Source organism: Pedobacter sp. GW456-11-11-14-TSB4 (assembly GCF_059424425.1).
The window spans coordinates 1-15,118 of sequence record NZ_JBWKZK010000003.1 but is presented as its reverse complement, the minus strand read 5'-3'; the positions used below and the strand labels follow the sequence as shown (position 1 = coordinate 15,118).

Sequence of the window (15,118 nt, the reverse complement as noted above, 5' to 3'; positions counted from 1 at the left end):
ATAATTTTTAATAACCAAAGTTTTGCACCATGTTTGGATTTTCATTCAAGGCAGTTTTTGGATAGGGTAACAGTTCTTTTTTATTTGGCTCAAAATAGAAAGCAAATCCAGTAGAAATACTTGTAATCTGATTATCTGTTGTTAAGGCTCTTCTCCAGTTTTTAACCGTATATCCGGTTGGTGCAGTGGTAGAATTTAAACCTGGTGCAAACAAAACGTTGTTTGGAGCACCACCAAAAAGATCTAAAGTTGCAACCTCTGTAACGCTTGGTGTTAAATTGTAGTTAGCTTCTTTAGCGTATACATAGTTGGGCACATTTACATAAGGACCTGTTCCATCTATTAACTGCTGCAATTTAGCTCTAGTTTCAATGAACTTACTGTTAATTAAGTTCCAGCGAATTAAATCGAACTTTCTAATTGCTTCGCCGCCAAACTCCAATAATCTTTCTTTAACAATGGCATTAAAGAAATCTAATTTGTTAGTTGGCGTAACTGGAATACTAGCTTCGAAACCAGCAAAAGCACGTTTTTGTACCAACTGTAAAGCTTGCACAGCTGTTGCCGATGGACCATTTCCTATTTCATTATCAGCTTCTGCATACATTAGTAAAACATCTGCATATCTTAAAATTGGCCAATTAACAGCAAATTGTTGCGATGATGATCTTCCATCAAAACTTGTCCATGATTTACGGAATTTTGCATCAGTAAAATTATTTAAAGTGTTAATTATTTTTTTTGACGTGCCGGTAATTTCAAAAATCCCTAAGGTTACATCTCTTCTACAATCTTTACTTGGGTCAAATTCATAAAAATAGGTGGCAATAGCATTCATACCACCACCACCAGTACCATACGTAGAGGCTGCATTAAAACGGATACCATTGTAATAACCTAATTTACTATCGGTATTTGCATTTGCACCAAAAGCAGCAACTTCAAACATCAATTCGTTTTCGTTATCAGCTCTTGTGCCGTGTAAGCTTTTAAAAATATTTTCGTAAACCGGATTTAAGTTGTGTGAACCATTATCCATAATTGCTTTACATTCATCTTTAGCAATCTGATAATATTTTATGTAATCAGCGCTTCTTTCCATTGTATTCGTTTTTGTTCTTAACGAATATCCACCACGTGCCAAAGCAATTCTTGCTCTTAAACCTTTAATTGCACCTTTTGTAAAACGGAAGCTTCCATAATCTGGGATTTCTGATCTCCATGGAACTAATTCTGATGCCAATTGCAAATCGGCAATAATTTGATCGTAAGTTAAATCTCTATCCGCATTTGCTGGAAAAAGATTTTCGGCATCGGCAGCCGGAACAAATCTTTGCGGTACATCGCCCCAGTTGCGAATTAACTCATAATAAAATTGAGCTCTTAATGCTAAAGCTTCACCATGGTAGCGCTTCATTAAAGCTTGCTCAGTTGGCGAACCGCTGGTATATAATTTAGATTGAGGAATGAACTTAATGCATAAATTTGCCCTTTCAATACCTGAGTATAATTGTGCAAATGGCTGTATTAAGTCTGTATTATCAGAACTTGCACCATACATGCTAATTCCTCTCCTATCAGAAGGGCTGTAACTACCAGATGTTTTAAAATCATCGGCTGTAATGCCAAACAAAGTTGATAAACGACTACCATAACCGTTATCGCCTACTAATCTATTATATACACCAACTAGCGCTGTGTTTGTAGTTGCTGTTGATTCGAAAACCACTGCCTCTGATGAAGTTGATGGCGATTCGAAATCTAAAAACTTTTTACAAGATGGTGTAATCATTATCGCTCCGACAGCAAAAGCTAAGGTTGCGTATTTAATAATTCTATTTTTCATATCAATTAATGATTAAAATGTCATGTTTAAACCTGCCAAAATATATCTGCTACGTGGATATGCAGCATAATCAATACCTGGTGTTAACGGATTTGACCTGCGTGTATTTGCTTCAGGATCATAACCTGTGTAACTGGTAAAACTATGTAAGTTATTTACCGTTGCATAAACTCTTAATCTAGAAATAAATTTACTGCGTTGAACAAATTGCGTTGGTAAAGTATAACCTAAAGTGATGTTGTTTACACGTAAAAACGATCCATCTTCAATTGCGTAAGATGTTAAAGTATAGTTACCTGGAGATGGTGTCCATAAAGTAGTATTTGCGTTTAATGTAGCCAATACTGCCGGATCAGTAACCCTAACGCCATTGGCATCAAAATTTTTCCATCTGTTGTTCATGGTTGCCAATAAGTTATTGTCTCTCACATTAAATTGAGATGAAAACTCGATGGTATTGGCATTGTAAACTTCGTTACCAACTGTAAAGTTCATAAAAACACTTAAATCGAAGTTTTTGTAAGCAAACTGATTAGTAAAACCACCAGTAAATTTAGGTTGAGATGTTCCTAAAACTGTTTTATCGTCATCGCCAATTAACATACTGGTAGAGTTAGAAAGCTTTTTAACTTTCATATCTCCAGGTTGTGGCTCTCTATTTCCAATTAACACTCTACTGTTTGCAATACCTGGTTTTAAAACGTAGGTATACGCCAATGTTGTTGTGTTTTGCGTTACATTAAAATCATCTAAATTGTAACGACCATCTGAAACGAAGCCATAAAACTGACCAACTGGTTTACCAACTTCTACTTTAAAATCGGCTAAACTATTAACCCAACCAGATTGCACAACATAAGATTGTACGCCATTTTGCAATTCTAAAATTTTGTTTTTGTTGAATGATATATTAAAACCAGCATTGTAACTGAAATCTTTAGATTTTACAACCACACCATTTAGTTGCAATTCGATACCTCTATTTTGCGTTTTACCCACATTTTGTTGCTGTGTGTTGTAACCATTTATTGGTGGTATGTTTGCATTTAACAACAAATCACGGGTTCTGTTATCATATAAATCTAAAGCGATAGAAACTCTATTTTTTAACAATTCGATATCAAAACCAATGTTTGCAGAAATGTTTTTCTCCCAAGTGATGTTGCTATTTGCCAATACGTTACCTGCAATTAAGCCTGTAGTAACAGAGCCATCATTGGTAGCATATCCACCTTGTGTAGAATTGGCAGAAAACAATGTTCTAAATAAATCTTGTCCGATTCTGTTATTACCTGCTAAACCATAACTAGCTCTAATTTTAAATTGATCTACCCATTTCAAATCCATTTTTTTAAAAAAATCTTCTTCAGATAATCTCCAAGCAATTTGTGCCGATGGAAAATCTCCCCATCTGTTTCCTTCTGCAAAGAAAGAAGAGCCATCTCTACGGTAATTCAAAGTTGCTAAGTATTTACCTTTGTAGTTGTAAGATGCTCTAGCAAAAAACGAAAATTGACGTGAGCCAGATTGGAAAGATGTTGGTTTATCTTGAACCGATCCTGCTGTTGGTGGTTCTGCTTTTTGGATACCAGCAAAAGCTTCATCGGCAGTAATATTGATAGGAAACCATCTGATGGTACTACTGTTAGATTTTGCATCAATTTTATTTAACTCCTGCCCAGCTAATAAATCTAAGCTATGATTATTTCCTAAGTTTGGTTTGTAATTGATAATGTTGGTATTAATTAATGTTGTACCATTAGAATTATCTAAAACAACTACTGGTAAACCAGCACTGTTTCTGGCAATACCACTTAAAGGACCATTAAATCCATTAATTTTTCTATCCGCAAAGGTTAAACCTAATGTAGATCTAATGCTTAAATTTTTAAGGATTTGATAACTCAAATAGCCACTGCTAATCAAATCATTTCTATAATCGTATTTTAACTCTTGTTGCGCTAAAGATATCGGATTTGAAAGTTGTGTAGTTAAAAAGTCTGCATCAAATAAATCTCCTGCATCGCCACCACCAGAGTAAGGTTGGTAACGTACCGAGTTTCTTAAACGGTTAGTACCTTGTGAGCCTGTGCTTGTTGTACCAACACCTTCTACCCTTTGGCGACTGTAACGCACATTGATACCTGTTCTAAACTTATCAGAAATTTTATGATCAAAACGGAATGAAGCAAAAGTTCGGCGATAACCAGACTCTAGCATAATCCCATCTTCATCTGTATTGTTGACCGTAAAATTATAAGTGGTAGTTTTGGTACCACCCGACAAATTTAAAATCTGCGTATTAGAAAAAGCTTGGCGACCAAAAACACGATCTTGCCAATCGATGTTTGGAATATTTTTATAAATCTCTAAATCCTCAAATGTGCCATATTTTTTGGTGAAAGCATCTTTAACTTCTTGTGTTGTGTTGTTGTTGTATAACTCATATTGATAAGTTACAAACTCGAATGGGTTCATAACATCCAATTTGTTTACAATTTGTCTCACACCAGCAAAGGCATCAAAAGAAACAACTGTTTTACCGTCTCTACCACTTTTAGTAGTGATAATTACCACACCGTTTGCACCTCTACTACCATAAATAGAGGTAGAGGCCACATCTTTTAACACATCTATACTTTGAATTTCGTTTGGCGATAAAATAGATAATGCATTTTCTACCTGAATACCATCAACAATATACAAAGGAGAATTATCTCCAGTTAATGAACTTCCACCCCTAACTCTAATTTGTATTTCGGCACCTGGGCTACCTTCGGTTGTTGTTGCAGTTACCCCGGCTAATTTACCAGCTAAAGCTTCAGCAACTGTTCCTACCGGAAAATCTACCAAATCTTTTGCACCAAGTGACGAAACAGAACCAGTAACTGCCTCTTTACGAACGGTACCATAACCGATGTTAACAATGTTAACTTCATTTAAAGTAGTAGAATTTTCTTCTAAAGCGGCATTAACTTGATTTTTTGTGCCAACCTCAACTTCTAATTCATTAAAACCAACTGATTTAAATACTAAGATAACTGAACCGGATGATGGAATTCCGATTTTATAAGCACCTTTATCATCGGTACTTACGGCAATTTTGGTTCCTTTTATCAGCACACCCACACCTGGCAGTGGAGCGTTGTTACCCTTTTCGGTAACCTTACCAGTTATTTGTCTGGTTTGTGCGTTTGCTAAATTTATACCAATAGCAAGCACACAAAGGAGCAGTAAAATTTTTTTCATACATTTTAATATTTGGTTTAGAAATGCCTTTTTAGAGACTTCTATTTAAACAAGTCTACATTGTTTTTTTTATAAAGCATAACAGTACAGGACACTAAATTTGTGCAATCGTTCCCGACAACGTTGCCAAAAGTGACACAGAATTTTTATGTTCAAGCCTCAGAAAAAAATCGTATCATTATAAACTGATTTTAACACTTCAATTAACAGCAAAATATTGCTTAAATTATGTTTGAGCCTGTAACCATAAAAGATATTGCAAAAGCCTTAGGCTTATCTACTTCTACCGTTTCGAGGGCATTAAGAGATACGCATGAAATTAGTGCAGCAACCAAAAAAATTGTTTTAGCTTATGCTAAAGAAATTAACTATCAGCCTAATCCAATAGCACTAAGTTTAAAAGAACGAAGAAGTAAATCTATTGGCGTAGTGGTAAGTGAGGTTGCCAATAGTTTTTTCTCTCAGGCAATAAATGGCATCGAATCTATCGCTTATGATAGAGGCTATCACGTTATCATTTCTCAAACACATGAATCTTACGATAGAGAAGTAATCAATGTTCAGCATTTGGCATCAAGATCTGTAGATGGTTTATTGGTTTCTTTGTCATCGCAAACAACAGATATCTCTCATTTAACAACCTTACACGAAAGAGGCCTACCAATTGTTTTTTTTGATCGCGTAGCGGATGAAATTGATACGCATAAAGTTATCGCCAATAATGAAAAAGGCGCTTTTGATGCTACAGATCATTTAATAAAATCTGGCTACAAGCGAATTGCACACTTAACAAGTTCGAGCTATTTATCTATTAGTATTGAGCGTTTATCAGGTTATGAAGCAGCATTAAAAGCAAATGGTTTAACCGTAAACCCAAATTACATTAAACATTGTTTGCACGGCGGAATGTTATATGAAGAAACTGAAAACGCGATAAAAGAATTAATGGCGCTACCAGAAAAACCAGATGCTATTTTTGTTGCCGGCGATAGATTGAGCACAGGCTGCTTAAGTGTTTTAAAGAATTTAAACGTATCAATTCCGGTGGCCGGTTTTAGCAATTCTGATGTCTTGGATCTTTTCAATCCATCGTTAACCTCAGTTAGGCAACCTGCATTTGAAATCGGCCAGTTGGCCACACAAATGCTTTTACAATTGATTGAGGCAAAATATCCAGTAGAAGAATTTGAGAAGAAAATTCTAGAAACTGAACTTTGCGTGCGTTAGGTTTAAGAAAAATACTCCATTTCTTAGGATAAAATCTCAACTACAGAATCTCTTCAAAATTGCTAACTAAGTTTGTTAAACAAATTAGGTAATGATGAAGATGTCATGAACAGCTATGTCCAACAATTCAGTAAAACAAGGCTTTGGATATGGCTAAATCCGACTCACCATCATTGGTTTGCTCTGCTATTCTTTTTAAAAAAAGCAGCAAGTTACAACCTAATCGTACAAATTAATTTTAAAAATCATGAACGTAGCACATTGGCATTTAAAATGGCTTATTATTCGGTTTCAAAACCAGTTGCTAACTGCTGCAGTTCTTCTTGAGAAATTAACTTAGGGTCGTTGTATTGCTTCTCTAGCATAGAAAGCGCCACTTTAATATGACCTGTTGTTGTATTAATTAAACACTCACCACCTTCAATAGTAGCTGAGATGTACTTACCTATTCCACGGTTAATATCCGCAAAACGAAGCACTAATTCATGGAAAATAAACACTGGATAATTCATACCTAAAAGTATGAACGCAATGTTAAGCTAACATGAAATTTATGTTATTTTTTGTTAACATTAAGTTAACATTGAAACCTACGAATGGATGTTTTATTGATTTAAAACGAAAATTGAGAACAATTTACCTTAACAATTATTTAATATTTAAAGCTTTAAACGGGTAACTTAAAAGCTTGTCTGCCTAGCAATTTCCAACTTTTACCTTGTTTTTGAAATACCAACATTACTCCAATGTGTGCTTCACCAGGTTTTCCACTGTCATTTGTAACTGCATGTAACTGATGCCTAACAATAGCTGTTTTATCAGTTACTTTAATGGTTTGATTTTTATATTCGATAGATACAAAATCAGAAGAACCATTTACAAATGCCTCAACAAAAGCTGTTTTATCTTGTATTTTTCCACCAGAGTGACCATAGCTTAAATCTGTTGCTGCTAAGTTTTCTAATGCTGATCTTTCTCCACTAATTAAAGCCAAACGCATATTTTCTACAGCTTCAATCACTTCTTTTTCAGCTTTGGTTTGGGCTTTAACACCTATTATACAACAGGCGATGAAAGCGCATAAAATAATTTTTTTCATTTATAAGTATCTTTAAATATAAAGATGCAACTTAAATAATAAATTAACCAATAAGAAAATTAAACATAAAAAAAGCTCAAAGTATGAGCTTCGTTTCTTTTATGTTGTTCAATTTATATCATTGGAATTATTTCATGCTTTCTTAAAGGCTTTGTTAAAAGCTTAACTACATCAGGTTCTGCAGAAATAAGTTCGATATCTGCCTGTATATCAGAACCGGTTAGTACAATAATTCTACATTCATCTTTTAAAGAAGAACCTAAACTTTTAAAATGCTGCATAAACTCTATTCCGTTCATTCCGGGCATATCTAAATCAAGAAAAATGATGGAAGGAAAAGCTTCTGGATTGTTTTTGTTGGTTTGAAGATAATCTAATGCTAAAACTGCACTTTCCATTACCAGTACTTCCCCATTTACCACATTAGTTTTTAAAACATGTGCGGTAATCATCTGATCGATCAGATTATCATCAACGATCATTATTTTTTTCTTTTGCTCCATTAGCTTAAGATTTGATTTTGCATTATCATTACCTTGATTATCTATTGTTTAGTGATTTTAAATTCTGTTCTTCTGTTTTGTTGATGTTCTTCTTCGCTGCAGTTTTTACCATTGGTACAACTATTTAGCAGGCGTGTTTCGCCATAACCCTTTGCCGAAATTCTATATCTATCAATTCCTTTGTTAATGATGTACTTAACCGCTGCATCTGCCCTCGCTTGAGAAAGTTTAAGGTTATATTTATCATTTGCTCTGCTATCTGTATGTGAACCTAACTCAATCCAAATTGAAGGGTTTTCCTTCATGATTTTAACGAGTTTATCTAATTCAATAGCAGCATCATTTCTAATCTCGCTTCGGTCTAAATCGTAATAAATATTAGATAATTTAATTTCCTTAAATAGTTCAATTGGATCCAACAAAAGATCCTTTTTTAACACAGTTGATTTATTTAAACCTACGCTGCTCACCTCTTCGGTTTCGGCATTTCTAAAATCAGTTTTTACACCTTTAACATAGTACTCTTCATCGCTATCTAAATCAAATTTGTATTTACCCAAACTGTCTGTTTGTACACTAATTATAGAACCATCGGCTTTGCTTAAGCTCACAATGGTACCTGGTAATGCTTTTCCAGTAACCCTATCTTTGGCAATACCTTCTAATCTAAAAGTTAGGTTATAGTCTAAAATAAAGCTATAAATGTCGTCGCTACCTTTACCACCAAGTCTATCAGATGAGAACATTCCCTCTTTTTTAGTATTTAAGGTAAAAGCAAAATCATCTTGAGGAGAATTTAAAGGGTAACCCATATTTTTAGGTGTAGATAGATCATCGCCTCTTTTAGAAGCTTTAAAAATATCTAATCCGCCCATCCCAACTCTACCATCAGTAGAGAAATAAAAGTTGTTATCCTTATCAAAAAATGGAGTTCTTTCTGCACCTTCAGTGTTAATTTGTTCGAGGTTAATTGCTTTGCCCCAAACGCCAGCATCTGTTTTAAAACACACATAAATATCTGTCTTACCTTTTCCGCCAGGCATATCTGAAACAAAGTATAAGGCACTGCCATCTTTGTTTACAAATGGATCACCAACCGAATAAACATTTACGTTGTTATATTTAAATGGCTCAACTTTACCCCAATTGCCCTGCTTATCTTTTTTGCTTGAGAAAATTTCAACTTTTACTGTTTTAGGTATGCCTTTTTCTCTTTCAATTAATTCTGGGATTTTGGTTAACGTAAAATACATTTCATTTCCATCTTCGGTAAAAGTTGCAGCACCAACATGGTAATCAGACCCTGCATTAAATGGAAATAATTTGGCTGTATCCGTTTTTGATTTTTTGTACAATCTTAAATAATTATTGCCCGTCCATCCATAAATTACCTTATCAGGAAGTTGGTTCGGATCATCAAATTTGATAAATGGTTTGCTTTTTTTTACTTCATCGCTAACGGTAACATTTTTTCTATCTGAAGTAAAAACAACATCATTTTGGTAGTTAACAGCTCCCCAATCTTCAAACTCACTATTAAAAACATTTTCATTTTTAATGGCGACTGCTTTTGGGTTGTTCATCCAGCTTAATGCCGAATCGCAAGATAATACCAGCATACTTTTTTGACCAGCGTTAACCGATTTATTCAAAGCAGCGTATTTTTCATATTGAATTTTTGCTTCGGTAAATTTAGAGTTATTTCTTAGCGCATCGCCGTAGTACAAAAATGCATCTGGTGCTGCTCCTTTAGTTTTGGTTAGTAATGCGTACCAACTTTCGGCTTGTGGATAATCTTTAATTAAGCGATAACAGGTTGCCAATCTTTCTGTTGCAATTAGTGTAGGTTTTTTTTGATAGGCTTCTGTATATAACTTTATAGCATTGCTGTAATTAAACAGTTTAAATTCTTTATCAGCTTCTAAAAGGATGTATTGCGCTTTTGCCACTTTAAAATTTACCATTAATGCAAAAATTAAAGTACTTGATAAAAATATTTTTTTAAGGTTTAAACCCATTTTAATATTGCCTTTTTAAATTAAAAATACCTTGGTGTTAACATTTTTAGCACTCGCTTTGGGTTGATAACTACACCCACAGAAATTTCGTGAGTACCACCACTGTAGCCAGATAAACGACTTAATGTTTGATCATATGCATAACCAATTCTTATGTTTTCTGTGGCAAAAAAATCTACCATTCCAACCACAGAGTTGGTTTTTTGAAGGTCGGTTTGTAAATAGCTTTTATCATATAACTTAACCGCTGTGCGATAACTAGCACCAACCCAAAATCTGCCCCCAAATAACACAAATGCATTTACATCTAAACTTGTTGGCCCACCCCTATCATCTTTTAATAAAAATGATGGCTTAACCTGAATATCTTCATTAATTGGTAGTAAAACTCCTCCTGTTAAATAAAAGTGAGTTTTTGGAGTTTGGAAATAAACGCTTAAATTCTTTTGATTGATGATATATTGGGCAATCAAATTATCGGCAGAAAAGCCTAAGTAAAATCTATCGTTAGAATAGAAAACTCCAGCTCTTGCATCTGGTACGATAGCGGTTTCGTTACCGATGGCCAATAAATTATCGCCTTCATCTCTTGCATTTAAACGATCGGCATTTAGGCCTTTTTGTAAAACCCCTAAACCTACACCAAAAGCTAAACGTGAACTTTCTGAATTACCAACTCTTAAACGGTAAGCATAATTTCCATAGGCAGAAACCGTACTTTCGGCACCCAATTTATCTGCTGCTACTTGTAAAGCTAAACCTACATTGCCATCATTTGCAATTGCATCTACCGCTAGCGACATGCTTTTTGGAGCTCCGGTTATGCCAGTCCATTGGTTACGGTAAAAGCTATGTATATTCAATTGCTCTTTATATCCAGCATATGCTGGATTAATATAAATGCCATTAAACATATATTGACTGTATTGAGCATCTTGCTGGGCAAAACTAACCAGCGAAGTACACAAAATTATCAGTATAAAAAATCCTCTTTTAATCATTAGTTATTTCTCAATAAAGTAATATAACCCTTAGTAACTGTCCACACACCTTTGGTATCTTTTACTTTCAATAAGTAGTAATAAGTACCTTCTTTTAAACCATTGCCACCCCAATCGTTTTTATAGCTGCCATTGCTATGGTAAACCTCATTTCCCCAACGGTTAAAAATGGTTAAGAAGTTTTCTGGATATAGCTCTAACCCATCAATTACCCAAGTATCATTTTTACCATCGCCATTTGGTGTAATTACGTTTGGTTTAACATCAAGAGCAAAAATCTCTTTTAAATCGGTGGCTGAATTATCACTTAACTGCGGGTCGTTTTCGTTTGCTTTAACAGTTGCAGTATTAGAAATTACACCAGATTTGTTTGCTTTTACCTTAATGTTTAAGATGGCAACTGCACCAGGCTGCAATGATGGCACTGTCCAAGTTAGCGTTTGATTACTGTTGCTATAATTTGCAGAACCAGAAGCCGAAACATGTGAAACATAGGTTAATTCTGCTGGTAAAGCATCAGTTACTGTTACATTGTTAGCTATAAAATTGCCGTTGTTTTTAACCAAAATGGTATAATCAAATGGTGTATCAACTCCGGTTGGGGTTAAATGATCGCTTGTTTTAGCGATACTTAAATCATTTCTAATTTCTGCAGGTAATGGTTGTGTTGTTTTTACATCGCCATTGCTTGTCAAATCTGGCGTGCTGCTTGTTACTCTTACAGTATTTACCAAAGGCTGACCAGCTTGTGGAGATCTAGTAGCACCATTAGATGTTTTAACTGTAACTTCATAAACTACTTGAGCCTCACCTGGAAACAATGCAATTGTTTGTTCTAAGTTTCCAGTTCCTGATGTATAAGGTAAAGTTAAACCTATAGCAGTCGCTGTCCATTTGCTAATAGTTGTTCCTAATGGTGCATAATCTGAAATTCTTACATTGCTAGCTGCACTTGGTCCATTATTTTTAATGTGGATATTATAAACAACATCTTCACCAGGTACATATTTAACCTGAGCAGCATTTTTTAGACTTTTAACCGTTACTAAATCTGCACTTGGTGTTAAAATAGTCACTGTAGCATCGTCAGGTTCTGATGTATTAGGATCATCTGACAATGGATCTGATACAGGATTATTCTTAGTATCTGTTCCATTTGCGCTAGCCTGATTGCTATAGCTTCCACTGTTTATTTCTGCTTGTGTTAAGGTGTGTTTTGCAGTAAATATTGCAATGGCACCTGGTAAAATGTTTGCAACATTTGTTGGCGAAACGCTACCTGCATCTGCGCCAGCATCTGTAATGCTTACACTATTAATGGTAACATTACCAGTGTTTTTAACAATTAACGTATAGTTAATCACATCGCCTGCTTTGATACCTGTATTATTTGCAGTTTTAGTCAATACCATAGCTGGTGCCGATCCAATAGTAATTACTGTTGCATCGTTAATTGCCGGAGTACTTGGATCATCAGAAATCCTGGTAACAACATTTCCTTTTGGATCTTGAGCAGATGCATTAGCTTGATTACTAACTGTGCCCAAATTCACATCAGCTTGAGTTAATATGTGTGTAGCCGTAACATTTACTGTTGCTCCCGGAGCTAAACTAGCTATTGTACCGTTGCTTATAACAGCATTTGGATCAGTTATTACAATATTTGATAGCGTTACATTACCTGTATTTTTTACCGAAATAGTATAAGTAATCACATCTCCAGTTTTTGCACCTGTATTGTTGGCAACTTTTGTTAAAGTGAATACTGGTCGAGCAGAAATGATTGCCAACGTAGCGTCATTTGCAACAGTAGTATTTGGATCATCAGATATTTTAGTAACAGTATTCCCTTTAGGATCTTTTGCTGAAATACTTGCTTGATTGCTTACTACACCTGCGTCTATATCTGCCTGAGTTAAGATATGAACAGCAGTTAATGTTGTAGATGCACCAGGTAATAAGCTTGTAATTGGAGAACCTGTTATAGTTGCATTTGGATCTGTAACTACAATGTTTGTTAAAGTAACATTGCCTGTATTTTTAACTTCTAAAGTATAGTTTAACATTCCGCCAACAACTGTTGGAATAGCTCCTGTAACCACTTTAGTAAAGTTAATTAAACTTGATTGTGGGGTATTTACAATCGTCGGAGTATCATTATTTTCATCTGTTCCAGAAATATCAGAAATGGTATTGCCAGCTGGCGATTTAGCATTGATGCTCGCCGTGTTGCTAACACTACCCAAATCTTTATCTGCTTGCGATAAGGTATAGCTTTTTGTATAAACAGTACTAGCACCTACAGCTAACGAACCAGGTAAAACAATATTTAATCCGATTTTCGCGTCTATTAAATTGATGTTGTTTAACGCTACAGTTCCAGTGTTTTTAACTGTGAAAGTATAGGTAATCGTATTTCCATCAGCACTCATCAAACCTGTTTTAACCAAAGCAATTTTACCTTTTAAAATTGGTGTTGTAACTGATGCTGCATTGTTATTCGGATTAGGATCTCTTGCCAATTGAGCTGCATCTACTGTTACACTATTGGTAATTTCATTCTGAGTGTAATTTGCATTGACAGTTCCGTTCACTATTAAGCTTACCGATTGACCAGCATCTACATCTGCATTAACTGTAAATGTATTTGCAATTGCACTGTAAGTACCGCCAGTTGCTACATAAGTCACGTTATCTAATCCCGTAGGTAATGTTTCATTAAATACAATTGCTCTGCCAGCTAAAACTGTAGCTGTTCCAATATTTCTAACAGTAATCGTATAACTGATATTTTCTCCTACTTCAACACCTGTTTTATTGGCTGTTTTAGTAACTGTTAAATCTGTTATCCAATTAGGTATAGTTATTACAACCGTTGTTACTGCTTTGTTATCTATGTTTAATTTATCAGTAATTTGATAATTTATAGTGTAAACACCTGGCAAAGTACGTGGCTGTACAATCACTTTTCCGTTCGTTGGGTCGATGTTTATTTTTGGATTTTCTGTTGATAATTGTGTAATCGTTACGTTATTAACTGTAGCTTGATTACTTGAATTGTAAAGATCATTTGCCAAAATATTCATATCAATTGTACCACCGAAGAAACCTAAAATTGTTCCTGTATCTGGTAAAGCTGCAATTGTTCCTGTAGCTACGGTAACCGTAATTGTTGCCTGCTTGGTCTGACCAGGATTTAGTTTGTCTTCAATTTGATAAACCAAAGTATAACTTCCTGCCGGAGTGTTTGGCGCAACGTTCACCTTTCCTGTTGCAGGATCAAGTGTTATATTCGGGTTGCTCGTAGAAACCTGGCTCAATGTTACATCATTCAGCGTAGCTGGATTTCCGTTGTAGGTATCGTTAGCCAATACATTTGCAACAGCTGTGCCACCAATCAAGCCGTTTGCAGAACCAGTATCGTTTGCTGCCAACATCACAGGTGCATCAACGGTAACCGTAATTGTTGCCTGCTTGGTCTGACCAGGATTTAATTTATCTTCAATTTGACAAACCAAAGTATAACTTCCTGCCGGAGTGTTTGGCGCAACGTTCACCTTTCCTGTTGCAGGATCAAGTTTTATATTCGGGTTACTCGTAGAAATCTGGCTCAATGTTACATCATTCAGCGTAGCTGGATTTCCGTTGTAGGTATCGTTAGCCAATACATTTGTAACAGCGGTGCCGCCTGTAAGTCCGTTCGCAGAACCCGTATCGTTTGCTGCCAACATCGCAGGTGCATCAACTGTAACCGTAATTGTTGCCTGTTTGGTCTGACCAGGATTTAATTTATCCTCAATCTGGTAAACCAAAGTATAACTTCCTGCCGGAGTGTTTGGCGCAACGTTCACCTTGCCCGTCGCAGGATCTAATGTTACGTTCGGGTTACTCGTAGAAACCTGGCTCAATGTTACGTCATTCAGCGAAGCTGGATTTCCGTTGTAGGTATCGTTAGCCAATACATTTGCAACAGCAGTGCCACCAATCAAGCCGTTTGCAGAACCCGTATCATTTGCTGCCAACATCGCTGGTGCATCAACTGTGATAGTTACTGTTGCCTGTTTGGTCTGACCAGGATTAAGTTTGTCCTCGATCTGGTAAACCAAAGTATAACTTCCTGCCGGAGTGTTTGGCGCAACGTTCACCTTTCCTGTTGCAGGATCAAGTGTTATGTT

Annotated in this window: 9 protein-coding genes; 1 reads left to right on the top strand and 8 read right to left on the bottom strand. The window is 35.5% G+C overall.

The features are described from left to right. Positions 1 to 7: 7 nt before the first annotated feature. On the bottom strand, positions 8 to 1,846 hold the full coding sequence (locus AC07XU_RS11755; RefSeq protein ID WP_494943820.1) for a RagB/SusD family nutrient uptake outer membrane protein: 1,839 nt from the start codon (positions 1,844 to 1,846) through the stop codon (positions 8 to 10). A 12-nt stretch (positions 1,847 to 1,858) separates the two neighbouring features. Continuing rightward, complete coding sequence (locus AC07XU_RS11750) at positions 1,859 to 5,095, bottom strand: SusC/RagA family TonB-linked outer membrane protein (protein WP_494943819.1); 3,237 nt, start codon at positions 5,093 to 5,095, stop codon at positions 1,859 to 1,861. Between the two features lie 228 nt (positions 5,096 to 5,323). On the opposite strand from AC07XU_RS11750, the gene AC07XU_RS11745 reads away from it, so the two are divergent. Next, complete coding sequence (locus AC07XU_RS11745; protein ID WP_494943818.1) at positions 5,324 to 6,322, top strand: LacI family DNA-binding transcriptional regulator; 999 nt, start codon at positions 5,324 to 5,326, stop codon at positions 6,320 to 6,322. A 281-nt stretch (positions 6,323 to 6,603) separates the two neighbouring features. On the opposite strand, the gene AC07XU_RS11740 is transcribed toward AC07XU_RS11745, so the two are convergent. The 6 genes from AC07XU_RS11740 to AC07XU_RS11715 form a co-directional block, all read right to left on the bottom strand. Then, positions 6,604 to 6,834, bottom strand: coding sequence for a hypothetical protein (locus AC07XU_RS11740; protein WP_494943817.1), 231 nt, complete (start codon positions 6,832 to 6,834; stop codon positions 6,604 to 6,606). Between the two features lie 155 nt (positions 6,835 to 6,989). Further along, positions 6,990 to 7,421, bottom strand: coding sequence for a nuclear transport factor 2 family protein (locus AC07XU_RS11735; RefSeq protein ID WP_494943816.1), 432 nt, complete (start codon positions 7,419 to 7,421; stop codon positions 6,990 to 6,992). A gap of 113 nt (positions 7,422 to 7,534) precedes the next feature. Continuing rightward, entirely contained in the window at positions 7,535 to 7,924 is a 390-nt protein-coding gene (locus AC07XU_RS11730) for a response regulator (protein WP_494943815.1), read from the bottom strand. A gap of 41 nt (positions 7,925 to 7,965) precedes the next feature. Continuing rightward, positions 7,966 to 9,888, bottom strand: coding sequence for an OmpA family protein (locus AC07XU_RS11725; protein ID WP_494943814.1), 1,923 nt, complete (start codon positions 9,886 to 9,888; stop codon positions 7,966 to 7,968). Positions 9,889 to 9,962: 74 nt separating this feature from the next. Continuing rightward, positions 9,963 to 10,943: a PorP/SprF family type IX secretion system membrane protein gene (locus AC07XU_RS11720; protein WP_494943813.1), complete on the bottom strand. Its 981-nt coding sequence runs from the start codon at positions 10,941 to 10,943 to the stop codon at positions 9,963 to 9,965. Further along, positions 10,943 to 15,118 (bottom strand): DUF7507 domain-containing protein (locus AC07XU_RS11715; protein WP_494943812.1); only part of this gene is annotated, 4,176 nt, incomplete at its 5' end. The genes AC07XU_RS11715 and AC07XU_RS11720, both read right to left, overlap by 1 nt.

Excerpts from the sequence above, each read along its gene's own strand:
- AC07XU_RS11755 (WP_494943820.1), bottom strand. The coding sequence starts at position 1,846 with ATGAAAAATAGAATTATTAAATACGCAACCTTAGCTTTTGCTGTCGGA.
- AC07XU_RS11750 (WP_494943819.1), bottom strand. The coding sequence starts at position 5,095 with ATGAAAAAAATTTTACTGCTCCTTTGTGTGCTTGCTATTGGTATAAAT.
- AC07XU_RS11745 (WP_494943818.1), top strand. The coding sequence starts at position 5,324 with ATGTTTGAGCCTGTAACCATAAAAGATATTGCAAAAGCCTTAGGCTTA.
- AC07XU_RS11740 (WP_494943817.1), bottom strand. The coding sequence starts at position 6,834 with ATGAATTATCCAGTGTTTATTTTCCATGAATTAGTGCTTCGTTTTGCG.
- AC07XU_RS11735 (WP_494943816.1), bottom strand. The coding sequence starts at position 7,421 with ATGAAAAAAATTATTTTATGCGCTTTCATCGCCTGTTGTATAATAGGT.
- AC07XU_RS11730 (WP_494943815.1), bottom strand. The coding sequence starts at position 7,924 with ATGGAGCAAAAGAAAAAAATAATGATCGTTGATGATAATCTGATCGAT.
- AC07XU_RS11725 (WP_494943814.1), bottom strand. The coding sequence starts at position 9,888 with ATGGTAAATTTTAAAGTGGCAAAAGCGCAATACATCCTTTTAGAAGCT.
- AC07XU_RS11720 (WP_494943813.1), bottom strand. The coding sequence starts at position 10,943 with ATGATTAAAAGAGGATTTTTTATACTGATAATTTTGTGTACTTCGCTG.